Origin of the sequence: Salmonella sp. SAL04162 (assembly GCF_046551535.1) — a bacterium.
Taxonomy (GTDB): Bacteria; Pseudomonadota; Gammaproteobacteria; order Enterobacterales; family Enterobacteriaceae; genus Salmonella; species Salmonella enterica.
In genome coordinates, this window is the sequence record NZ_JBGDVX010000001.1 from 47,882 (window position 1) to 69,260 (window position 21,379).

Consider the following 21,379-nt stretch of genomic DNA (forward strand, 5'->3'; position numbering starts at 1 on the left):
GATCAGGGGCTCCTTATGAGTGCGTTAAACAAGAAAAGCTTTTTGACCTGGCTGAAAGAGGGCGGAATTTACGTCGTTCTTTTAGTGTTGCTGGCGATTATTATTTTCCAGGACCCGACTTTTTTAAGTTTGCTGAATTTAAGTAATATTCTGACGCAATCTTCGGTACGTATTATTATCGCGCTGGGCGTGGCGGGACTCATCGTCACCCAGGGGACAGACCTGTCGGCGGGGCGTCAGGTAGGGCTGGCGGCGGTCGTGGCGGCAACATTACTGCAATCAATGGAAAACGCCAACAAAGTGTTTCCGGAAATGGCGACCATGCCGATTGCGCTGGTCATCCTGATTGTCTGCGCGATTGGCGCGGTGATTGGCCTGGTGAACGGCATCATTATTGCTTACCTGAACGTGACACCGTTTATTACCACGCTTGGCACGATGATTATCGTTTATGGGATCAACTCCCTTTACTATGACTTTGTCGGCGCTTCGCCCATTTCCGGCTTTGACAGCGGCTTTTCCACCTTTGCGCAGGGCTTTGTGGCGATGGGCAGTTTCCGGCTCTCCTACATCACTTTTTACGCCCTGATTGCGGTAGCGTTTGTCTGGGTGCTGTGGAATAAGACCCGTTTTGGTAAAAACATTTTTGCTATTGGCGGCAACCCGGAAGCGGCAAAAGTTTCTGGAGTAAACGTGGCGCTGAACCTGCTGATGATTTATGCGCTCTCCGGCGTGTTTTATGCTTTCGGCGGCTTACTGGAAGCTGGGCGTATTGGTTCTGCCACCAACAACCTCGGCTTTATGTATGAACTGGATGCGATTGCCGCGTGCGTTGTCGGGGGCGTATCGTTTAGCGGCGGAGTGGGTACGGTCTTCGGCGTGGTGACCGGCGTCATTATCTTTACCGTCATCAACTACGGCCTGACCTATATCGGGGTAAACCCGTACTGGCAGTACATTATCAAAGGCGGCATTATCATTTTCGCCGTGGCGCTGGACTCGCTGAAATACGCGCGTAAGAAGTAGTTATCCAGACCTATTGCCTTGCTTATCAGATAACCCGGCGCAGCGAAACTGCGCGCCGGGCTTCATACCGCGAGCTACAGCGTTAACGCGTGCTCTTTTTCGCCTTTTTTAAATTTGACCTCGCCTAAATCAATACAGGCGACCGGGCAGACATGACCGCACAGCAGACAACCGACGCATTTTTCCGTATTGCAATGCGGCGTGCGGCTGTGTTCATCCCACTCCATCGCCTGATGACCGCCGTCATAGCAGGAGATATAGCAACGTCCGCAGCCGACGCATTTCTCCTGATTAATCCGCGGATAGACGATATAGCTGCGATCCAGGTCTTCCGCCGGGATAATATTGCCATTCGCCAGCCCGATCATCTCCTGTAATGAGGCAAATCCCTGATCGGCCAGATAGTGGCTGAGGCCGCTCGCCATATCTTCTACAATGCGGTAACCGTATTGCATAATTCCTGTCGTCACCTGTAGGGTCGCCGCGCCCAGCAGCAGAAATTCGGCAGCGTCTTCCCAGGTTTCAATGCCGCCGATACCGCTAATCGGGAAATCGCGCAGTTCAGGGTGCATTCGCAACTGCTGGATAAAACGCAGCGCAATGGGTTTCACCGCTTTTCCTGAATAACCGGAGATGCTGGATTTACCGTTAACCACCGGCATCCCGATTTTGCGGTTCAGGTCGATGTTAGTAATGGATTTCACGGTGTTGATGGTGGCGATACCGTCGGCTCCGCCGCGTTTGGCGGCCAGCGCGACTTCGCACATATCGCCAATATTCGGCGTCATTTTCGCCAGCATTGGCAAAGATGAACCGCGTTTTACGGCGCGACAGTATTTTTCAACCAGCTCCGGGCTTTGCCCTACATCGCTTCCCATGGCGTGCGAGGTCATCTGCGGGCAAGAGAAGTTACACTCAATCATATCTGCGCCGGCTTCTTCAACCAGACGCGCCAGTTCCTGCCACTGCTGCTCATTTTCCCCCATGATGGAAGCAATCAGCACCTTATCCGGATAATCCTGTTTTAGCCGTCGAATGGCGGCCAGATTCTCTTCCAGCGGATGTTCAGCAATTTGCTCCATGTTTTTGAAACCAATAAAACCGGTATCTTCTTTCGTCAGGTGATCAAAACGTGGAGAGACTTCGTTGGCAATAAAAAAACCAATGGTTTTAAAAACGATCCCGCCCCAGCCGGTATCATAGGCTTTGGCGCACATCTCATAACAATTGCCTACCGGAGAAGAAGAAAGACAAAACGGATTGGGAAACTTAACGCCGCAAAAGGTAACAGACAAATCTTTTGTTAACATGAGCAGGCCTCCTCTAAATAATGATGAATAGCCTGAGCGGCTTCTTTTCCGGTTTTTACCGCATAAACGACGGTCTTATCGCCTTTAACAATATCGCCAGCGGCAAAGATCGCCGGGTCGTCGGTTTGATAATTGTGCGTGTCGATAATATTATGCTGCGCTTTTATCTCCGCAAAGGTATCCAGTCGCGCGTGCTGCCCCACGGCCAAAATAATATTTTCCGCTTCCAGCGTCAGTTCTCCTGAGTGGCGTACATGGTGGAAGGTCACTTTATTTCCGCTGACGGCGACAGGCGTAAAACCATCAATAATCGATACGCCTAATGCCTGCGTGCTGGTAAATTCTTTTTCGCTGGCGGGGAATTCGGCTAATTCTTCCCGCGCCACGCAGGTGACGGAAGGACAGCCGAGAATTTTTAACGTACTGGCGACATCCATCGCTACGTCGCCGCCGCCAATAATTAATGCGCTACGCGGAACGCTAATATCGCCGTCGGCCTGACGGGCGCGCTGTAAAAAATCAACGGCAATCTCTACGTGACTGGCTTGCTCAAATAACGGTAAATCAGATCCATAGGACATCCCGATGGTCATCAGCACGGCGCGATATTCGGCTTTGAGTTGCGCAAGCGATAGCGACCCGCCCACGTCACAATTACATTTAATATTGACGCCCATTTCTACAATGCGGGCAATTTCCTGATCGAGTACGCTTTGCGGCAGACGAAATGCCGGGATGCCGTGACGCAGCCATCCGCCGGGCTGCGGCTGTTTTTCGTAAATGGTGACGTCATAGCCTAAATGCGTTAGCGTCACGCTTGCCTGCAAACCTGCCGGACCCGCGCCAATAATCGCGACTTTCCCGCGTGTTTTACTCCCGGGCTGATAAATCTGCATGGCAGTCTGCTGTTCAAAATCGGTAATAAAACGTTGCAGGCGTGCAATATCAATAGGTTTATCTATTCCGGAACGTGTACATCCGCGCTGGCACAATTTTTCCGTCGGACAGACTCTGGCGCAGACGGCGCCAAGCGCGTTATTTTCCCGGATAGTTTCCGCTGCGCCTTTAAAATTGCGAAAGTAAATAGAACGAATAAATTTCCCCGGATCGGTTTGCGCCGGGCAAGCCTGACTACAGGGCGCATCGTGACATAATAAACAACGGGAAGCCTCTTTTATTGCCAGTAATGGCGTAAAACCAGGCGTGAGTTCATCCAGATAATTTTGTTGCGGCATATAATCTTCCTTAATGCTTGAATAAATTAAGGCGAAACGCAAATAACGCGTTTTAATGATCCAAAATCTACCGCCAGCCTAAGCATTGAAAGAAGGGTATTCTGTGAAAGAATTCACAAAAAAATGAAACCAGAATGCAAAACAGCATTTGTTCCTTATATCATAATAATAACTATTCTCAATTTTAAAGGAGTAATAAATAGATTAACGATAAAAAAGAAGATAAATAATCATTCCAGTAAATAAAAAACCGCAACCGGTATAAAGAAAAAGATAAGACCAATATTGTACGGGATCGGCATGGCGATAAACATAAACCGGTTTTCGCGCATTTTTGACAACTTTATCTACCGCGCCGGTTCGCCAGCCTTTCCAGGCCTCACGGAAGCAAAAAAGCGGGAGTAGCAGAAAGGCTAATATGACAAATATCGTCTGTACATCCATGATCATTTCCCTTTTTTCTTTTCCAGTTCAAGCAATTGTTCCGGCGTAACGGCCGGATACCCCTGGGCGTCATTCGGCACCTGATGCTGCGTGGGAATAGGTACCAGCGGGCCTAAAAAACGCGGTTCGCGTTTAAAAATATAGAGATCCGCCAGCGCGCTAAAGCGGGCGCCAAATTCGCGCAGGCGCACTGTCAGCATATTTTTGGGCGAAGGTACCGCGTAACACTGCGCCTGAATGCCCATATGCAACGCAATAAACAAGGCGCGTTCGCAGTGGAAGCGCTGAGTGATGATAATAAAGTCGTTGGTATCAAACACTTTGCGGGTACGCACAATGGAGTCAAGCGTACGGAAGCCAGCGTAATCAAGCACAATGTCCGCAGGATCGACGCCCGCCGCGATAAGGTCTTTGCGCATGGTCATCGGTTCGTTATAGCTTTGCAGGGCATTGTCGCCGCTGAGCAGCAGGTAATTGACTTTACCGCTATTGTAAGCGTTTAACGCGCCCTGGATACGATAACGATAGTACTGATTAATGACACCCTTGCGATAGTATTTGGCTGTCCCTAACACGACGCCAACCTGGCGGTAGGGGAGATCCTGTAGCTCGTCATAGATATAGGGCGCTGTTTTCCAGCTCATCCACCGATCGAGGCCAAGCACCGTCAACAGCAGCAAGCCTACCAGGACCAACAGGCTGTAAAACACGCGCTTTAACATGCAGGAAACTCGATACCAGGATGAAAGTACGATCAGGCTACTGTACCCGAAGACGTAGCGCAAGAAACCGCCGTCTGATTGCGGAGATTTTCAGCATGATTTCCCTTGTATCGGGTCGCGGGAGAGGAGAGTCAGGCCGGATAAGACGCCAGGGCGTCGCTATCCGGCACATTTGCTTAGCCGAGAAGCACGCGGTCAATATTATGGCAACCTAACGCTTTCAGCGTTGCGGCGGTGGCATCCCATTGAATTAATGCCGCATCGCCTTTTTCCGCCAGAATCGCGCGCTGAATATCCGCATAGTCATAGCCATTGAGACTCAGCAGGTTTAGCGCGCCTTGCAGTGGGGGAAGCGTAGGGTTAAAGGCGGCGTTTTCCGCATAGCTGCCGGTGAAAATACGGCCATCTTTACATTCCAGCGCCACGCCGCTCGGTGAGTGGCTATAAGGCATATGGCTCTTATTGGCTGCCGTAATCGCCGCTTGCGTTAGCGTATCGCCCGTTAACGTAAAGCCATGATCCTGCTCGTCCATCAGCAGCGTTTTGATCTCCAGATCTTTTGGCCCGAAAGCGTCAGGCAGATAATCGCGTAACGTATGCGGCGCGCGGCCCGGCAGATGAATGCGCAGATCCAGACCGCTGTTCAGCTCGTTCATAAACTGGCGACAGTGGCCGCAAGGCGTGTAGTTAACGGTGACGGCGGCGAGCCCTTTTTCGCCGCGTAGCCAGGCGTGGCTAATCGCGCTTTGTTCAGCATGCACAGTTTGTTGCATGGTGGCGCCCAGGAACTCCATATTCGCGCCGAAATACCAGTTGCCGCTAACGCCGCGCGCAATCGCGCCGACGTTAAAATGGGACAAATCGGTACGGGCGCAGGCCGCCGCCAGAGGTAACAGTGCGAAAGCCAGCGCGTCTTCGTCCAGTCCCGCCGTATTTTTAAGCGTCGAGACCTGCTCTGCGGTTAGCATGGCGGGAAAATGGTGGTCCGCCAGGATAGGGGCCAGCGCTGATTGCAAATTATCCGCAAGCTGGGCAAAAGCAGTTTGAAAACGTGGATGCATGGCGTTGCCTCATAACAATGTAATGGAACCGTAGTTTACGGGCCTGTTATGTCTTAATATGTGATCTAAATCTCATTGCTTATGCAACTTGTGAAACTTAAATGAAAAATGCGCGACGTATCGCAAATTTTAACCCGGTCTTTTGTCCCGTCGTTAGCGCATTACCGCCAGAATGAGCGGAAACAAAAAGGGCGCTACCAGCGAGGTAATAATGCCGCAGATCACCAGCGCCAGGGAGCTAAACGCGCCTTCCTGGTAATCCAGCTCGGCGCAGCGCGCAGTACCGAGCGCATGTGAGGCGGTCCCCATTGCCAGCCCGCGTGCGGCCTTAGTACGGATGTGCATCGCGTTTAACAGCGTGTGGCCAAACACCGCGCCCAGAATACCGACAAAAATTACGCATACCGCGCTGATCGCAGGGATGCCGCCGATGCTGCCGCCCACCGCCATCGCGATAGGCGTAGTCACGGATTTAGGCAGTACCGATGCCGCGATTTCAGGCGTTGCGCCCATCAGCAAGGCAACGGATGTCCCGGTAATCATCGCTACCAGACTGCCGACAAAACAGATGCTAATAATGGATTTCCAACGCGCGCGAATCTGGTGCAATTGTTCATAAAGGGGATAGGCCAGCGCCACTACCGCTGGTTGCAGCAGATCGTTAAGCACTTCGCTGCCTTTGAAGTAATGCTCGTAGGGAATACCGGTCAGCAACAGAAAAGGAATAATGACTACCATTGCCACCAGCAGCGGATTCAGCAACGGCATTTTAAAATGCGCCGCCAGTCTGCGGGCGGCGAAAAATACCGCCAGCGTCAGCGGTAACGACCACCAGATATATGTCATCATTTTTTCGTTCCCTTCTGCCCAACCACTTTACGCTCACCGTGTATCAGATGTGAACTCCAGCTTACGACCACAAAAACGACCAGCGTACTGATAGCGCAAGAGACCACCACCGGGCCGAATTGCGCGCGCAGTAAATCAAAATATTGCATGACCCCAACGCCAATCGGCACAAACAGCAACGCCATATAACGAATCAGCACATAGCAGCCGGGGTTAACCCACTTTGCCGGCAGAATTTGCAGCGCCAGCAACACAAACAGAATTAACATCCCGATAATGCTGCCGGGAATAGTGATAGGAAGCAGTGATGCAAGAAAAATGCCTGCGTACAAACAGGCATAAATCAATACAAAAGCGCGTATATATTGCCAGATAATATTCAGTGACTTACTCATGTTTAAAGCCCTTGATGAGATGGATTCATCATACAATTAAACGTTAAAACGTGCTACCGATCACATCATGAATTCTTAGCATAGTGGGTATAGACAGCAGGAACATCGGGCAATGCCCCTGGTCGGCGGCGTTAAACCTGGGCTAAAAAATACAAAAAGCGACTCAGGGCCAAAGACGGCGTCTCATTCTTACGCCAGAACATCCCTACGCTGCCTTTTTGCTCAATTTTTGGCAAGTTTAAAATCGCCAGTTGCCCCTGGCTGGCATAGCGTTGCGCCAGCCGTAAAGAAAGAATAGAGATCATATCGCTGCTTTGCAGCAAATTGGTGCTGACGTTCATTGACGCCGATTCAATGGTGTTTTCCGGGAGCATGACGCCGTTATCGACGAGGGCGTTATCAATACTGATGCGAATAGGGGTGCCGGTTGGCCAGACTATCCACCGCCAGTGCGCCAGATCGCTCCAGGCGATCTGCGCTCGCGCGGCCAGCGGATGGTGCGGACGCGCCACAAAGCAGACCGGTTCGGTATAAAGTACCTGATAATTAAGCGGCAGTTGCAGGGCGCGGCCGCCGACACGCCCTACCACCACATCCACCTGACCGGCAAGCAAATCGTGCAGCAGCGGCGTCATTACCTTTTCTTCAATATTCAGATGCAGCGTCGGCATTTCGTTAAGCAGGCTCAGAATCGCCTGTGATACGCAGTCAGTCGCCACGGGCGAACAGCCGATCTTCAGGCTGCCAACCAGGCCGCCCTGCTTGAAACGGGCGATTTCATACTGTGAACGCTCCAGATCGTTAATTAGGCGCTGGGCGTGCTGGAGAAGTAATTTACCGCCTTCCGAGGGCCGTAGCCCTTTACTGTGGCGCTCAAAAAGCGTGATGCCTATCTCATCTTCGAGTTGAGATAACCACTTCGATAGCGCCGGCTGGGAGATATTCATCATCCGGGCGACGTGCGTCAGGTTGCCCTGTTCGCCCAGCGCAACCAGCGTTTGCAGGTGATGTAATTTCAATTTCTGCGCCCAGTTCGCCATTCGCTATAACCTCCAGGTTATGTCTCTGCCTGAAAAGCCATTGTACATTTTATCGCTACCTCTACAAACTCGTAACATAGCAAACATAAAAACAACATCTATCTCCCTGCACTGAGGCATTAGCTATGACTCAACGACGTGATCTACAAGCCCTTATTGATGCCGCGCCCGTCGGCAAAATGCAGTGGCGCGTTATCATCTGCTGTTTTCTGGTGGTTATGCTCGACGGTTTTGACACCGCCGCGATTGGCTTCATCGCCCCGGATATTCGTACCCACTGGCAGCTAAGCGCCAGCGAACTTGCGCCGCTGTTTGGCGCAGGGCTGCTGGGGCTTACGGCCGGCGCGCTGCTATGCGGGCCGCTGGCGGATCGCTTTGGCCGCAAGCGGGTCATTGAGCTTTGCGTGGCGCTATTCGGCGCATTGAGCCTGCTTTCCGCTTTCTCGCCGGATATAGAAACCTTGGTGTTGCTGCGCTTCTTAACCGGTCTGGGACTGGGCGGAGCGATGCCGAATACCATCACCATGACGTCGGAATACCTTCCCGCTCGTCGACGCGGAGCGCTGGTCACGCTGATGTTCTGCGGTTTTACCCTGGGGTCGGCGATGGGCGGGATTGTGAGCGCGCAACTGGTGCCGCTGATTGGCTGGCACGGAATTCTGGCGTTAGGCGGCATCTTGCCTTTGATGCTGTTTTTCGGCCTGCTGTTCGCGCTGCCGGAATCTCCCCGCTGGCAGGTACGTCGCCAACTACCGCAAGCCGTTGTCGCCCGGACGGTCAGCGCCATTACCGGCGAGCGCTATCACGATACGCAATTCTTTCTGCATGAGACGGCAGCCGTCGCCAAAGGCAGTATTCGCCAGCTTTTTGCCGGGCGACAGCTTGTCATTACCCTGATGTTATGGGTGGTGTTCTTTATGAGCCTGCTCATTATCTATCTGCTTTCCAGCTGGATGCCGACGTTACTTAACCATCGCGGTATTGATCTGCAACAGGCGTCGTGGGTGACTGCCGCATTCCAGGTTGGCGGCACGCTTGGCGCGCTGTTACTCGGCGTGTTGATGGACCGGCTTAACCCGTTCCGGGTACTGGCGGTGAGCTATGCGCTGGGCGCGGTTTGCATTGTCATGATAGGCCTGAGCGAAAACGGCCTTTGGCTGATGGCGCTGGCGATTTTTGGTACTGGCATCGGTATTAGCGGTTCCCAGGTAGGGCTGAATGCTCTGACGGCGACGCTGTACCCCACCCAAAGCCGGGCGACGGGCGTGAGCTGGTCGAACGCCATTGGACGCTGCGGGGCGATTGTCGGTTCGCTCTCCGGCGGCATGATGATGGCCCTCAATTTCTCTTTCGATACGTTGTTTTTTGTCATTGCTATTCCGGCGGCTATCAGCGCGGTAATGCTTACCCTGCTGACGGTGGTTGTCCGCCTTTCGATTTCTGTACCTGACGACCTGCCGCGTGCCAGCGTCGTAAACGAATAAGGAGAATCTCCATGTCTGAAATAAATCAGAACGTAAAAGATAGCCGTCAGCAGTATTACCAGCATATTTCTGGGCAGAATCTGACGCCGCTGTGGGAATCGTTACATCACCTGGTACCGCAGACGCCAAACGCCAACTGCGCGCCGGCCTACTGGAATTATCAGGAAATTCGTCCGCTACTGATGGAAAGCGGCAATGTCATTGGCGCGAAAGAGGCGATCCGCCGGGTGCTGGTGCTGGAAAATCCGGCATTGCGCGGTCAGTCGTCGATCACGGCGACCTTATACGCTGGTTTACAGCTGATCCTGCCCGGCGAAGTCGCGCCGAGTCATCGCCATAACCAGTCGGCGCTGCGTTTTATCGTCGAAGGTAAAGGCGCATTTACCGCGGTGGACGGCGAGCGCACGCCAATGCATACCGGCGATTTTATCCTGACGCCGCAGTGGCGCTGGCACGATCATGGTAATCCGGGGTCAGAGCCGGTGGTATGGCTGGATGGTCTGGATCTGCCGTTAGTCAACCTCCTGGGCTGTGGGTTTGCGGAAGACTATCCCGAAGATCAGCAGCCGGTGACGCGAAAAGAGGGCGATTATCTGCCGCGCTATGCAGCGAATATGCTGCCGCTGCGCCACCAGCGCGGGAACTCGTCGCCGATTTTCAACTACCGTTACGACCGCAGCCGCGAGGCGCTGCACGATCTGACCCGTATGGGCGATCCGGATGAGTGGGAAGGTTACAAGCTGCGTTACGTTAATCCCGTCACCGGCGGTTATCCGATGCCGTCAATGGGCGCGTTCCTGCAACTGCTGCCAAAAGGCTTTGCCTCTCGTGTGGCGCGGAGCACCGACAGCACTATCTACCACGTCGTTGAAGGGGCAGGGCAGGTCACTATCGGCAACGAAACTTTTCATTTTTCCGCAAAAGACATTTTTGTGGCGCCGACCTGGCATGAGGTGTCGTTTCGTAGCAGCGAAGACACGGTGTTATTCAGCTTTTCGGACAAGCCGGTTCAGGAAGCCCTGGGGCTGTTCCGCGAAGCACGTTATTAATTAGGGAGAGAGAACATGACCAAATATGTATTCCAGCCGCAGGCCCCGGTGACAGTACCAGTGGCGGGCAGTGATGAGCAGTTTCCGGTACGTCGCGTTTACTGCGTGGGTCGCAACTATGCCGCCCATGCCCGTGAAATGGGCTTTGATCCCGATCGCGAACCGCCGTTCTTCTTTTGTAAACCAGCGGACGCTGTCGTCCCGGTAGTGGCGGGGGATACCCTGGAACTGCCGTATCCGGCGCAGACCGATAACTACCATTATGAAATTGAGCTGGTGGTGGCGATTGGTAAAAAGGGGAGCGATATCCCGCTGGAAAAAGCCCATGAATATGTCTGGGGATACGCCACCGGTCTGGACATGACGCGTCGCGATCGTCAGATGGAAATGCGTCAGATGGGACGCCCGTGGGAAATTGGCAAAGCGTTCGATCTCTCCGCGCCCATTGCGCCATTACACAAAGCCGCTGAAACGCATAATGTGGATAACGCCCCTATTTGGCTACAGGTTAACGGCGAAGACCATCAGCGCAGCGATATTCGTCATCTGATTTGGTCGGTGAATGAAACCATCAGCTATTTGTCCGGCTTTTTTGAATTGCAGCCAGGCGATTTGATTTTCACCGGTACGCCAGAGGGGGTGGGCGCCGTGGTGAAAGGGGATGTCATCACCGGGAACGTAGAAGGTCTGACGCCGATTGCTGTGAAAATTGTCTGAGGTGAACGATGAAGCTGTACAGTTTCTTTAATAGTTCGGCGTCTTATCGTGTACGTATTGCGCTGGCGTTAAAGGGGATTGATTACCAGACGGTGGGCGTCAATATTCGTATCGGCCAGCAGAATGCGCTGGCCTACCGACGGATGAATCCGGTAGGCCTGGTGCCGACGCTGGTCACTGATGACGGCGAATCGTTGGGGCAATCGCTGGCCATCGTCGACTGGCTGGACCGACATTTTCCGCAAACGCCGCTGCTGCCGACGAGCGACCCGGCGCGCAGCCAGGCGCTGGAAATTGTTTACGCTATCGCCTGCGATATACACCCAATCAATAACATGCGCGTGTTGCGCTACCTGACCGATGAGCTGAAGGTTAGCGAAGAGGATAAAAAACGCTGGTACGCCCACTGGATACAGCAAGGGTTAAGCGCGGTAGAGCAGCTATTGCGTAAAAGTCAGTCCGGCCGATTCTGCGTGGGCGACGCGCCAGGCCTTGCGGACTGCTGCCTGATTCCTCAGTGGGCGAATGCGCTCAGGATGGGCTGCGATTTATCAGGCTATCCGCGCTGTAAAGCCGTTTATGACGCCTGCGTACAGCTACCGGCGTTTATTGCCGCCGCGCCGGAAAATCAACAAGATAAAATCCCGGCCTGAAAAGGAGAATGACCATGACTCACGTGACAAGCGCAATTATTGTAGGTGGCGGAATCGGCGGCGCGGCGACCGCGCTGTCGCTGGCGCGCCAGGGAATAAAAGTCATGCTGCTGGAAAAAGCGCACGAAATTGGCGAGATTGGCGCGGGTATTCAGCTTGGGCCGAACGCTTTTTCGGCGCTGGATAGTCTCGGGGTGGGCGATGTTGCCCGCCAGCGTGCGGTGTTTACCGATCACATTACCATGATGGATGCCGTGAATGCCGAAGAAGTGGTATGCATTGAAACCGGACAGGCGTTCCGCGACCATTTTGGCGGGCCGTATGCGGTAATTCACCGGGTAGATATTCATGCAACGGTATGGGAAGCGGCGCTGACGCACCCTGGCGTGGAGTATCGTACCTCGACCCATATTGTCGATATCCGCCAGACGCCGGATGACGTTACGGTGTTTGATGAGCAGGGAAATAGCTGGACGGCGGATATTCTCGTGGGCTGCGACGGCGTTAAATCGGTCGTGCGGCAAAGTTTACTCGGCGATGCGCCGCGCGTAACGGGGCATGTAGTTTATCGGGCGGTGATTGATTGCGACGATATGCCGGACGATTTACGTATTAACGCACCGGTGCTGTGGGCAGGCCCGCATTGTCACCTGGTCCATTATCCGCTCCGTGGAGGCCAACAGTACAATCTGGTGGTGACATTCCACAGCCGCCAGCAAGAAGAGTGGGGCGTGAAAGACGGCAGTAAAGAAGAGGTGCTCTCTTATTTTGCCGGTATTCATCCCCGCCCGCGTCAGATGTTGGATAAGCCGACCTCCTGGCGCCGCTGGTCGACCGCCGATCGCGAGCCGGTCGCGAAATGGGGAACCGAGCGTATCACTCTGGTGGGCGACGCCGCGCATCCGGTGGCGCAATATATGGCCCAGGGGGCCTGTATGGCGCTGGAAGACGCCGTCACGCTGGGCAAAGCGCTGGAACGCTGCGACGGCGACGCGCAGCAGGCATTTGCGCTGTATGAGTCGGTGCGTATTCCCCGCACGGCGCGTATCGTCTGGTCTACCCGCGAGATGGGGCGTCTCTATCACGCCGCCGGGGTGGAGCGTCAGGTACGTAATCTGTTGTGGAAAGGAAAATCGCAGGAGGCGTTTTATCGCGGTATCGAATGGCTGTACGGCTGGAAAGAAGATAACTGTCTTGAGCCGCGTTGAGCGCTTTACGTGACGTAGCGTGGCGTTTGCGCCGCCACCCGGCAAAAAGTTTTGCTCATCGCAGAGAGGCGTTATGATAGCGCCTCTTTTTTTGCTGTGGATACCGATATGCGTGTTTTACTGGCGCCGATGGAAGGCGTGCTCGACGCGTTAGTGCGCGAGCTGCTGACCGAAGTGAATGATTACGATCTCTGCATCACCGAATTTGTGCGCGTGGTGGATCAGCTGCTGCCGGTAAAAGTGTTTCATCGCATCTGCCCGGAGTTGCATCACGCCAGCCGCACGCCGTCCGGCACGCCGGTGCGTATTCAGCTTCTGGGCCAGCACCCGCAGTGGCTGGCGGAAAACGCCGCGCGGGCGACGGCGTTGGGATCGTATGGCGTGGACCTGAACTGCGGCTGTCCGTCAAAAGTGGTGAACGGCAGCGGCGGCGGCGCGACATTGCTCAAAGATCCCGAACTCATCTATCAGGGCGCGAAAGCGATGCGGGCCGCGGTACCGTCGCATCTGCCGGTGACGGTAAAAGTGCGTCTCGGCTGGGATAGCGGCGATAGAAAATTTGAAATCGCCGATGCGGTGCAGCAGGCCGGCGCCAGTGAACTGGTGGTGCATGGCCGTACCAAAGCGCAGGGCTACCGCGCCGAGCATATCGACTGGCAGGCGATCGGCGAAATACGCCAGCGTCTGACTATTCCGGTTATCGCGAATGGCGAAATCTGGGACTGGCAGAGCGCGCAGGCATGTATGGCGGCCAGCGGCTGCGATGCGGTGATGATTGGCCGTGGGGCGTTAAATATTCCTAACCTGAGCCGGGTGGTGAAGTATAACGAGCCGCGTATGCCGTGGCCGGAAGTGGTTGCATTATTACAAAAATATACCCGACTGGAAAAGCAGGGCGATACCGGTTTATACCATGTCGCGCGTATTAAACAGTGGTTGGGATATTTACGTAAGGAATATATTGAGGCGACGGAACTCTTTCAGTCGATTCGGGCGTTAAACCGTTCGTCCGAGATTGCGCGGGCGATTCAGGCTATTAAAATCTAATCTCTACAGCGTCCAGAACGTGTGCCGGACAGATACTATCGCTGCCCGGCGCAGGAATCAGAAAATCATCTTAAACACGCCCGTTACCACCAACAGCCCAATCAGAAAAATAATTAAGATTGCCCATAGAAGAATTTTCATTGTTTGTCCCTTTATTGGTAAATACAAACAAAGTATAGGAAAGTATTAAGCCATCTGCTGCTTTGTTGGGCGCGGCGACGTTTAACTCATGAAGGCTGCTGGCGCGTATTGCAGCAAAATCGTTCATTTATTAACGGGTTAATGGGACTTTACATTGAATCATTACATTAAAAAATGTATCAGATGAAATTATTTGCTAATCATATAAATTTCAAAATATGTCTTTTGTTGTCTGATGATGTATTGCCACGCGTAACTAAAAAATAGATCGCCGTAAGACGTACTCTCTGCGCACCTTTTTTTATCAGAACACCTCCATGAATCGTAATTCTTTCCTTGCCGCGACAGCGAGCTTACCGCTTTTTATTTTGCTGGCGGGCTGCGCCCCTATGCACGATACCCGCCAGTCGCTGACCCAGCAGACGCCCTCTTCTCATGTTGATTCCAGCCTGCCGGCGGCATTGAAAAACGGTTGGCCGGATAGCCAGTGGTGGAAGGCGTATCACGATGCGCAGCTTGACGCGCTGATTGATAATGCCATACAGCATTCGCCGGATATGCAGGTGGCTGAACAGCGTATTCAACTGGCGGAAGCGCAGGCGAAAGCGGTTGAGGCGCAGGACGGCCCGCAGCTCGACTTTTCTGCCGACATTGAGCGCCAGCGAATGTCCGCGGAAGGGCTGATGGGGCCATTCGCGATTACCGACCCCGCGGCGGGAACGACCGGGCCGTGGTATACCAACGGTACATTCGGCCTGACGGCGGGCTGGGATCTGGATTTATGGGGGAAAAACCGCGCTGAAGTTACCGCGCGGATCGGGGCGGTCAAAGCGCGCGAAGCGGAGCAGGAGCAGACCCGACAATTGCTGGCAAGCGGCGTGGCGCGACTCTACTGGGAGTGGCAAACACAGGCAGCGCTGAAAAATGTGCTGATGCAAATCGAGCATGAGCAGCAAAACGTGGTGACGGTAAACCGGGAGCTGTATCAACACGGCATTACTTCTTCTGTTGAAGGGGTCGAGACCGATATCGACGCCAGCAAAACCCAGCAGCAGCTGAATGACGTTAACGGTAAAATGAAGGTGATTGAAGCGCGGCTCAGCGCGTTAACCAATACGCAATCGGCGGCGCTCAAGCTGCGTCAGGTGAGTCTCCCCGCCGTTGAAAGCCAGTTACCGTCGCAACTGGGGTATTCGTTGCTGGCGCGCCGGGCGGATCTACAGGCCGCGCACTGGTACATTGAATCCTCGTTGAGCAGCATTGACGCCGCGAAGGCCGCGTTTTATCCCGATATCAATCTGATGGCTTTTTTACAGCAGGATGCGTTACATCTGAGCGATCTGTTCCGCCATTCCGCACAGCAATATGGCATTACCGGCGGGCTGACGCTGCCGATTTTCGACAGCGGCAGGCTGAATGCCAACCTCGATATCGCCAAAGCGCAAAGCAACCTTTCTATCGCCAACTACAACAAAGCGGTGGTAGATGCGGTTAATGATGTGGCGCGCGCCGCCAGTCAGGTAGAGACGCTGGCGCAGAAAAATCAACACCAGCAGCAGATTGAGCATGACGCGCAGCGTGTGGTCGGTCTGGCGCAAGCGCGCTTTAATGCCGGCATTATTGCGGGTTCCCGCGTGAGCGAGGCCAAAATCCCGGCACTGCGCGAGCAGTGTAACGGCTTGCTGTTGCAGGGCCAGTGGCTGGATGCCTCTATTCAGCTTACCAGCGCGCTGGGCGGCGGTTATCATTCCTGATTTTTCCAGATGATTCAGACAGGGTTCCTATACTTAGGCTGTGTATGATTCATCCGGAGAGGAATATGACCAAAGTCGCAATTGTAACGGCATCAGATTCGGGAATTGGCAAAGCGTGTGCGTTGTTATTAGCACAAAACGGTTTTGATATTGGTATCACCTGGCATTCCGATGAACGCGGCGCGCAGGAGACGGCGAAAAAAGCGGCGCAATTTGGTGTGCGGGTAGAGACCATTCATCTTGACCTGAGCCAGTTACCCGAGGGCGCGCAGGCCATTGAACATCTTATCCAGCGCCTGGGGCGCGTTGACGTGCTGGTCAATAATGCCGGGGCGATGACCAAATCCGCGTTTATTGATATGCCGTTTACGCAGTGGCGGCAAATTTTTACTGTGGATGTCGACGGCGCGTTTCTCTGCGCGCAGATCGCCGCCCGGCATATGATTAAACAAGGAGAGGGAGGGCGCATTATCAACATCACCTCCGTCCATGAGCATACGCCGCTTCCGCAAGCCAGCGCCTATACCGCGGCGAAACATGCGCTGGGGGGATTGACTAAATCCATGGCGCTGGAACTGATTGAACATCATATTTTGGTCAACGCCGTCGCGCCAGGCGCTATCGCCACGCCGATGAATGATATGGATGACAGCGACATTGAGCCGGGATCGGAACCCTCGATCCCTATCGCCCGACCGGGTTCTACGCATGAAATAGCCAGCCTCGTCGCCTGGCTGTGTTCGGAAGGCGCAAGCTATACCACCGGTCAGTCGCTGATTGTCGACGGCGGGTTTATGCTGGCGAATCCGCAATTCAACGCAAAATAAACGCCGGGGCCGGATGGCGGCGTTATGCCATCCGGATACCATCGGGTTTAACGGGCCTCCGCTTTGCCGCGGCTTTTCAGCCACCAGCGCACGCCCACCACCAGGACGATGGCCAGAATCAGCCAGACCCCATGCCTGAGATGCTGATCGAGGTCGTGCAGCCATGGCGCGATCATCTCGCCGCCAAGATATCCCAGCGTGGTAAACAGCAGCGCCCAGATCAGCGCGCCTACAATATTCAGCGGCAGAAAAATTTTAGGCGGCAGGCGGCTGGCGCCAATCAGCAACGGGCCAACCACCCGGAAGCCATACATAAAACGCGTGCCGATCACAAACAGATACGGATGGCGTTGGATCATTTTCTGCGCGCGACGAATCTTCGTATGATAACGCGGGAAACGACGCAGGATCTTCCCGCCATAGCATCGTCCTAACAAGTAAAGTAGCTGATCGCCCATCATCCCTCCCAGCGCGACGGCCGCCGCCACCAGCGGAAACTTGAGCAATCCCTGATGCGCCGCGACGCCCCCCAACAGGGTAACGGTTTCACCTTCGGCCATACTGCCGATAACCAGCGCCGCATAGCCATAATGCGTAATAAGCGTGTTGATATCCATGCGTAAACCACCTCCGGCATTAAGCATACACCCTGGCAAGAGGCGTGCGTGGCAAAGCCGACGTTTTGCCGGAGACTATTTCGCTGTTGTTCATAAAATAACCAGAAACTGAATTATACTTGAACATACTGGCATCTGAGGCAGCAGAAGGGGGCAGTATGAACCATGTATGGGGGCTTTTTTCCCATCCCGATCGGGAAATGCAGGTGATCAAAAGCGAAAACGAAACCGTTTCGCATCACTATACGCACCATGTTTTGCTGATGGCGGCGATTCCCGTCGTCTGCGCCTTTATCGGCACGACGCAAATCGGCTGGAATTTTGGCGACGGCAACGTGTTACAACTCTCGCTGTTTACCGCTTTTGCGCTGGCGGTCTTGTTCTACGGCGTGATGCTGGCGGGCGTCGCGGTGATGGGACGCGTCATCTGGTGGATGGCGCGAAACTATCCGCAACGGCCATCGCTTGCGCGCTGTATGGTTTTTGCCGGCTATGTCGCGACGCCGCTGTTTTTAAGTGGTCTGGTGGCGCTCTATCCCCTGGTATGGCTATGCGCTTTGGTCGGCGCTGTCGCGCTCTTTTACACCGGCTATTTGCTGTATTTGGGTATTCCGACTTTCCTTAACATTAATAGAGAGGAAGGATTAAGCTTCTCCAGTTCGACGCTCGCTATCGGCGTGCTGGTCCTGGAGGTGCTACTGGCGATCACCGTGATCCTATGGGGATACGGCTACCGCCTGTTCTGATGCGAAAAAGGGCTGGCGCAAAAGCCAGCAATGCAGCATTTGCTGACGATTCTTCTGTAGCGGCAACGCTGTCGTGCCGCTATGATGCCACTGCTAGCTTGAGTATAATCTTAGCTCAGGCGGTGTGCGTTACGACGCGCGTGAATCATTATCAGAAATCTCATCATGCTGAAATTCCGAGCTTCATTCCTGAGCCTTGCTCTGATGTTGGCCGTTCCTTTTGCCCCGCAGGCCGTGGCGAAAACGGCAGCGACAACCGCGGCGTCTCAACCTGAGATTGCCTCCGGTAGCGCAATGATTGTTGATCTCAACACCAATAAAGTGATCTATTCGAACCACCCGGATCTGGTGCGTCCGATTGCTTCAATAACCAAATTAATGACGGCGATGGTCGTGCTCGACGCGCGATTGCCGCTGGATGAAATACTGAAGGTCGATATCAGCCAGACGCCGGAAATGAAAGGGGTTTACTCCCGCGTGCGCCTGAACAGCGAAATTAGTCGCAAAAATATGTTGCTGCTGGCGTTGATGTCATCCGAAAACCGTGCGGCGGCAAGCCTGGCGCACTATTATCCTGGCGGTTATAACGCGTTTATTAAAGCGATGAATGCGAAGGCGAAAGCGCTGGGCATGATGCATACCCGCTTCGTTGAGCCGACGGGGCTGTCGATTCATAACGTCTCGACCGCGCGGGATTTAACAAAACTGCTGATTGCCACGAAGCAATACCCGCTGATTGGCCAGCTAAGCACCACGCGCGAAGACATGGCGACATTCTCGCATCCGGCGTATACGCTGCCGTTTCGCAATACCAACCATTTGGTCTACCGTGATAACTGGAATATCCAGTTAACGAAAACCGGCTTTACCAATGCGGCGGGGCATTGCCTGGTGATGCGTACCGTGATCAATAACAAACCGGTCGCGCTGGTGGTCATGGACGCGTTCGGCAAATATACTCACTTTGCGGACGCCAGTCGCCTGCGTACATGGATTGAAACCGGTAAAGTCATGCCCGTTCCGGCTGCCGCGCTGAGCTATAAAAAGCAAAAAGCCGCGCAAATGGCGGCAGCCAGCGCCAGCGCCGGAGCGCAAACCGCACAGAACGATTAAGTCGCCGCAGGCCCGGCAGGCATCGCGCCGCCGGGCATTCACGGTAAACCGCACGGTGTTAATGCGTTTCGTCGGGCGTATTTTCCTGCCAGAATTTCCGCTTACTCGTTTTGCCGATACCGGGGTTCATACTGTTGGTCGGGTCATTTTGCCGATAAAAACGCGTCAGCGTTTCCGGCGCTTTATACAGATGTCCCACGTTGTGCTCCGCCGGGTACTGCGCCCCGCGCGCCTGCAATAGCTCCAGCATTTGCGCTTTCAGCGCATGGACGTCGACGCCTTTCTTCACGATATAGTCCTGATGAAAAACGTGGCACATAAAGTGACCGTAATAGAGTTTATGTACCAGTTGGCTGTCGATTTCCGGCGGCAGATGCTCGAACCAGTCGGTATCGTTGCGGCGCAGAGCGATATCCAGCGCCAGGATATCTTCCACTTCATCAGAGTGTACGGCCTGATAACGAATCGCCGCGCCAGCAGCGGCGAAGCGGTGCAGGAAGGCTTTGCTGCCTTCTTCCGGCGTACAGGTGAAGAAACCGCCCTCAGCGGATTTAAAAAATTCATTCAGCCAGCGTTGCGCTTCTGCGACGCCGTCTCCCGCCATTTTTAACAGCAGATGATGCTCATATTTATCGCGCCAGTTTTTCATTCGCGGCGGCAGATGGCTGGGAAACAGATGGCCGAATTTCTGCATCGCGCGGTCGGTGAAATGCGGACGGAAAAATTTTACTTTTTCCAGCATCGCATCGGTTCGGCCTTTTAGCGTGAAAAAGAATGGCATCTTGTCGGTGCCGAGTTTATCGATCATCAGAAAGGTATCTTTACCGTACTGCTCCGCAATATCGTAGATATCGCGATGCATATATTCTCCCGCCACTGGCAGATTGTCGAAGTTCGCCAGAATATGCCGACGGATTTCAGTCAGTACCGCGGGCTGATTGGTGCCGATATAAAAAACCTGCTGATTTTTTTCCGCTGCAAAGGTATCAAGGCGAACGGCAAAAACCGCCAGTTTTCCGGCGCAGCCGGAAGATTCAAACAAACGGTCCGGGTCGGCGTTATAGCGGGCGGGCGTATCGGCGTTGATATCTCGTACCCGCGTCACGTAGTCGTGATCGTGCGCATGACGACCATCGTGACGCACATCCTCATCTTTAATCCGTTCGTCATCCAGCTTGCTCAGGATCTGCTCCGGCGTATGCCCAAGATCGATACCCAGATGATTGACCAGTTGCAGTTTGCCTTGCTCGTCAATACGGGCAAAGAGCGACATCTCGGTATAGGCCGGGCCGCGCTGCACCAGCGAGCCGCCGGAGTTATTACAGATGCCGCCGATGACCGACGCGCCGATACACGACGAACCAATCACCGAGTGCGGTTCACGGCCCAGCGGTTTAAGCGCTTTTTCCAGCGCATAGAGCGTCGTACCGGGCCAGGCCAGAACCTGTTGGCCGTTATCCAGTAAGTGCAGCTTATCCAGCCGCTGGGTGCTGATAATCACAATATCGCGATCGTAGTCGTTGCCGTTCGGCGTGGAGCCTTCCGTCAGACCGGTGTTGGCGGCCTGCATCAGAATAATTTTGTCAGCGTTAACGCAGGCGTTGAGCACACGCCACAGTTCCAGTAACGAACCCGGGAAAACAACGGCCAGCGCGTCGCCCTGACCGGAACGGAAACCCTTGCGATAGCGGGCGGTTTTGGCGGGGTCTGTCAGCAGGTGAGAATGGCCTACCAGGCGGGCCAGCTCATTCAGGAACGTTTTATTATCAGTCATTGTTATGGAAGACATTCTCCACTCCTTGTGGTGGGACAAAATATCAGCGTTAAGCATAGCGCTTTGTATGACAATACGCTTTCTCATTCAAATTGTCTCTGTGTTGGTAGTATTCATTTGCCGCCTTGATACCATTTGCTGGCGGTTGCGTATTCGACTGTGCGGAA

22 protein-coding genes are annotated in these 21,379 nt (G+C 54.0%); 11 read left to right on the forward strand and 11 right to left on the reverse strand.

The window, feature by feature from the left end:
• Positions 1 to 15 precede the first annotated feature (15 nt).
• Positions 16 to 1,026: a galactose/methyl galactoside ABC transporter permease MglC gene (mglC, locus tag ACLJRH_RS00230; RefSeq protein WP_001275101.1), complete on the forward strand. Its 1,011-nt coding sequence runs from the start codon at positions 16 to 18 to the stop codon at positions 1,024 to 1,026.
• A 74-nt stretch (positions 1,027 to 1,100) separates the two neighbouring features.
• Here the strand turns inward: mglC and preA are convergent, their stop codons facing one another.
• The 8 genes from preA to ACLJRH_RS00270 form a co-directional block, all read right to left on the reverse strand.
• Positions 1,101 to 2,336, reverse strand: a complete 1,236-nt coding sequence (gene preA / locus ACLJRH_RS00235) for an NAD-dependent dihydropyrimidine dehydrogenase subunit PreA (RefSeq protein WP_000956095.1) — start codon at positions 2,334 to 2,336, stop codon at positions 1,101 to 1,103.
• Positions 2,330 to 3,571 carry an NAD(P)-dependent oxidoreductase gene (locus ACLJRH_RS00240; RefSeq protein ID WP_001136398.1) on the reverse strand — a complete coding sequence of 414 codons (1,242 nt, stop codon included), beginning with the start codon at positions 3,569 to 3,571 and terminating at the stop codon, positions 2,330 to 2,332. Before ACLJRH_RS00240 ends, preA begins: the two co-directional genes overlap by 7 nt.
• 204 nt (positions 3,572 to 3,775) lie before the next feature.
• A complete protein-coding gene (locus ACLJRH_RS00245; protein WP_000605187.1) occupies positions 3,776 to 4,021 on the reverse strand; it encodes a DUF2542 family protein in 246 nt (81 codons plus the stop codon).
• The gene (gene sanA / locus ACLJRH_RS00250; protein ID WP_000920081.1) at positions 4,018 to 4,737 is read right to left on the reverse strand and encodes an outer membrane permeability protein SanA; all 720 of its coding nucleotides are present in this window, start codon (positions 4,735 to 4,737) and stop codon (positions 4,018 to 4,020) included. Before sanA ends, ACLJRH_RS00245 begins: the two co-directional genes overlap by 4 nt.
• A gap of 176 nt (positions 4,738 to 4,913) precedes the next feature.
• The gene (cdd, locus tag ACLJRH_RS00255) at positions 4,914 to 5,798 is read right to left on the reverse strand and encodes a cytidine deaminase (protein WP_000553526.1); all 885 of its coding nucleotides are present in this window, start codon (positions 5,796 to 5,798) and stop codon (positions 4,914 to 4,916) included.
• 153 nt (positions 5,799 to 5,951) lie between these two features.
• Positions 5,952 to 6,647, reverse strand: coding sequence for a CidB/LrgB family autolysis modulator (locus ACLJRH_RS00260; protein ID WP_000989296.1), 696 nt, complete (start codon positions 6,645 to 6,647; stop codon positions 5,952 to 5,954).
• The gene (locus ACLJRH_RS00265; protein ID WP_000045719.1) at positions 6,644 to 7,042 is read right to left on the reverse strand and encodes a CidA/LrgA family protein; all 399 of its coding nucleotides are present in this window, start codon (positions 7,040 to 7,042) and stop codon (positions 6,644 to 6,646) included. Before ACLJRH_RS00265 ends, ACLJRH_RS00260 begins: the two co-directional genes overlap by 4 nt.
• Positions 7,043 to 7,173: 131 nt before the next feature.
• Positions 7,174 to 8,082: a LysR substrate-binding domain-containing protein gene (locus ACLJRH_RS00270; protein ID WP_000024658.1), complete on the reverse strand. Its 909-nt coding sequence runs from the start codon at positions 8,080 to 8,082 to the stop codon at positions 7,174 to 7,176.
• A 125-nt stretch (positions 8,083 to 8,207) separates the two neighbouring features.
• Here ACLJRH_RS00270 and ACLJRH_RS00275 point away from each other — a divergent pair, with 125 nt between their 5' ends.
• The 6 genes from ACLJRH_RS00275 (at position 8,208) to dusC (ending at position 14,240) form a co-directional block, all read left to right on the forward strand.
• Positions 8,208 to 9,566 carry an MFS transporter gene (locus tag ACLJRH_RS00275; protein ID WP_000194222.1) on the forward strand — a complete coding sequence of 453 codons (1,359 nt, stop codon included), beginning with the start codon at positions 8,208 to 8,210 and terminating at the stop codon, positions 9,564 to 9,566.
• Between the two features lie 11 nt (positions 9,567 to 9,577).
• On the forward strand, positions 9,578 to 10,615 hold the full coding sequence (gtdA, locus tag ACLJRH_RS00280) for a gentisate 1,2-dioxygenase (RefSeq protein WP_001289857.1): 1,038 nt from the start codon (positions 9,578 to 9,580) through the stop codon (positions 10,613 to 10,615).
• A 15-nt stretch (positions 10,616 to 10,630) separates the two neighbouring features.
• Positions 10,631 to 11,332, forward strand: a complete 702-nt coding sequence (locus ACLJRH_RS00285; protein WP_000170627.1) for a fumarylacetoacetate hydrolase family protein — start codon at positions 10,631 to 10,633, stop codon at positions 11,330 to 11,332.
• A gap of 8 nt (positions 11,333 to 11,340) precedes the next feature.
• Positions 11,341 to 11,985 (forward strand): maleylacetoacetate isomerase, encoded by a 645-nt coding sequence (gene maiA, locus ACLJRH_RS00290; protein WP_000781183.1) that lies wholly within the window; start codon positions 11,341 to 11,343, stop codon positions 11,983 to 11,985.
• Between the two features lie 14 nt (positions 11,986 to 11,999).
• Positions 12,000 to 13,193: a 3-hydroxybenzoate 6-monooxygenase gene (locus tag ACLJRH_RS00295; RefSeq protein ID WP_000150099.1), complete on the forward strand. Its 1,194-nt coding sequence runs from the start codon at positions 12,000 to 12,002 to the stop codon at positions 13,191 to 13,193.
• Between the two features lie 108 nt (positions 13,194 to 13,301).
• Complete coding sequence (gene dusC, locus ACLJRH_RS00300) at positions 13,302 to 14,240, forward strand: tRNA dihydrouridine(16) synthase DusC (protein ID WP_001264834.1); 939 nt, start codon at positions 13,302 to 13,304, stop codon at positions 14,238 to 14,240.
• Between the two features lie 57 nt (positions 14,241 to 14,297).
• Here dusC and yohP read toward each other — a convergent pair whose 3' ends face one another.
• Positions 14,298 to 14,381: a small membrane protein YohP gene (gene yohP / locus ACLJRH_RS00305; RefSeq protein WP_000698460.1), complete on the reverse strand. Its 84-nt coding sequence runs from the start codon at positions 14,379 to 14,381 to the stop codon at positions 14,298 to 14,300.
• A 317-nt stretch (positions 14,382 to 14,698) separates the two neighbouring features.
• Between yohP and mdtQ the strand changes: the two genes are divergently transcribed.
• The gene (gene mdtQ, locus ACLJRH_RS00310; RefSeq protein ID WP_001081457.1) at positions 14,699 to 16,135 is read left to right on the forward strand and encodes a multidrug resistance outer membrane protein MdtQ; all 1,437 of its coding nucleotides are present in this window, start codon (positions 14,699 to 14,701) and stop codon (positions 16,133 to 16,135) included.
• Positions 16,136 to 16,200: 65 nt separating this feature from the next.
• The gene (locus ACLJRH_RS00315; protein ID WP_000169617.1) at positions 16,201 to 16,962 is read left to right on the forward strand and encodes an SDR family oxidoreductase; all 762 of its coding nucleotides are present in this window, start codon (positions 16,201 to 16,203) and stop codon (positions 16,960 to 16,962) included.
• A gap of 47 nt (positions 16,963 to 17,009) precedes the next feature.
• Here the strand turns inward: ACLJRH_RS00315 and ACLJRH_RS00320 are convergent, their stop codons facing one another.
• Entirely contained in the window at positions 17,010 to 17,579 is a 570-nt protein-coding gene (locus ACLJRH_RS00320; RefSeq protein ID WP_001530335.1) for a DedA family protein, read from the reverse strand.
• A 158-nt stretch (positions 17,580 to 17,737) separates the two neighbouring features.
• Between ACLJRH_RS00320 and ACLJRH_RS00325 the strand changes: the two genes are divergently transcribed.
• The gene (locus tag ACLJRH_RS00325; protein WP_001017057.1) at positions 17,738 to 18,325 is read left to right on the forward strand and encodes a Yip1 family protein; all 588 of its coding nucleotides are present in this window, start codon (positions 17,738 to 17,740) and stop codon (positions 18,323 to 18,325) included.
• Between the two features lie 165 nt (positions 18,326 to 18,490).
• Positions 18,491 to 19,438: a D-alanyl-D-alanine endopeptidase gene (pbpG, locus tag ACLJRH_RS00330; protein WP_000911551.1), complete on the forward strand. Its 948-nt coding sequence runs from the start codon at positions 18,491 to 18,493 to the stop codon at positions 19,436 to 19,438.
• A 58-nt stretch (positions 19,439 to 19,496) separates the two neighbouring features.
• Here the strand turns inward: pbpG and dld are convergent, their stop codons facing one another.
• Positions 19,497 to 21,227: a D-lactate dehydrogenase gene (dld, locus tag ACLJRH_RS00335; RefSeq protein ID WP_000095235.1), complete on the reverse strand. Its 1,731-nt coding sequence runs from the start codon at positions 21,225 to 21,227 to the stop codon at positions 19,497 to 19,499.
• Positions 21,228 to 21,379 lie beyond the last annotated feature (152 nt).

Bases quoted from the DNA above. Each gene is read 5' to 3' on its own strand.
- ACLJRH_RS00285 (WP_000170627.1), top strand. From the start codon at position 10,631: ATGACCAAATATGTATTCCAGCCGCAGGCCCCGGTGACAGTACCAGTG.
- ACLJRH_RS00325 (WP_001017057.1), top strand. From the start codon at position 17,738: ATGAACCATGTATGGGGGCTTTTTTCCCATCCCGATCGGGAAATGCAG.
- ACLJRH_RS00245 (WP_000605187.1), bottom strand. From the start codon at position 4,021: ATGATCATGGATGTACAGACGATATTTGTCATATTAGCCTTTCTGCTA.
- ACLJRH_RS00260 (WP_000989296.1), bottom strand. From the start codon at position 6,647: ATGATGACATATATCTGGTGGTCGTTACCGCTGACGCTGGCGGTATTT.
- sanA (WP_000920081.1), bottom strand. From the start codon at position 4,737: ATGTTAAAGCGCGTGTTTTACAGCCTGTTGGTCCTGGTAGGCTTGCTG.
- mglC (WP_001275101.1), top strand. From the start codon at position 16: ATGAGTGCGTTAAACAAGAAAAGCTTTTTGACCTGGCTGAAAGAGGGC.
- dusC (WP_001264834.1), top strand. From the start codon at position 13,302: ATGCGTGTTTTACTGGCGCCGATGGAAGGCGTGCTCGACGCGTTAGTG.
- ACLJRH_RS00240 (WP_001136398.1), bottom strand. From the start codon at position 3,571: ATGCCGCAACAAAATTATCTGGATGAACTCACGCCTGGTTTTACGCCA.
- ACLJRH_RS00270 (WP_000024658.1), bottom strand. From the start codon at position 8,082: ATGGCGAACTGGGCGCAGAAATTGAAATTACATCACCTGCAAACGCTG.
- ACLJRH_RS00315 (WP_000169617.1), top strand. From the start codon at position 16,201: ATGACCAAAGTCGCAATTGTAACGGCATCAGATTCGGGAATTGGCAAA.
- cdd (WP_000553526.1), bottom strand. From the start codon at position 5,798: ATGCATCCACGTTTTCAAACTGCTTTTGCCCAGCTTGCGGATAATTTG.
- yohP (WP_000698460.1), bottom strand. From the start codon at position 14,381: ATGAAAATTCTTCTATGGGCAATCTTAATTATTTTTCTGATTGGGCTG.
- ACLJRH_RS00265 (WP_000045719.1), bottom strand. From the start codon at position 7,042: ATGAGTAAGTCACTGAATATTATCTGGCAATATATACGCGCTTTTGTA.
- maiA (WP_000781183.1), top strand. From the start codon at position 11,341: ATGAAGCTGTACAGTTTCTTTAATAGTTCGGCGTCTTATCGTGTACGT.
- gtdA (WP_001289857.1), top strand. From the start codon at position 9,578: ATGTCTGAAATAAATCAGAACGTAAAAGATAGCCGTCAGCAGTATTAC.
- mdtQ (WP_001081457.1), top strand. From the start codon at position 14,699: ATGAATCGTAATTCTTTCCTTGCCGCGACAGCGAGCTTACCGCTTTTT.
- ACLJRH_RS00275 (WP_000194222.1), top strand. From the start codon at position 8,208: ATGACTCAACGACGTGATCTACAAGCCCTTATTGATGCCGCGCCCGTC.
- pbpG (WP_000911551.1), top strand. From the start codon at position 18,491: ATGCTGAAATTCCGAGCTTCATTCCTGAGCCTTGCTCTGATGTTGGCC.
- ACLJRH_RS00295 (WP_000150099.1), top strand. From the start codon at position 12,000: ATGACTCACGTGACAAGCGCAATTATTGTAGGTGGCGGAATCGGCGGC.
- dld (WP_000095235.1), bottom strand. From the start codon at position 21,227: ATGTCTTCCATAACAATGACTGATAATAAAACGTTCCTGAATGAGCTG.
- preA (WP_000956095.1), bottom strand. From the start codon at position 2,336: ATGTTAACAAAAGATTTGTCTGTTACCTTTTGCGGCGTTAAGTTTCCC.
- ACLJRH_RS00320 (WP_001530335.1), bottom strand. From the start codon at position 17,579: ATGGATATCAACACGCTTATTACGCATTATGGCTATGCGGCGCTGGTT.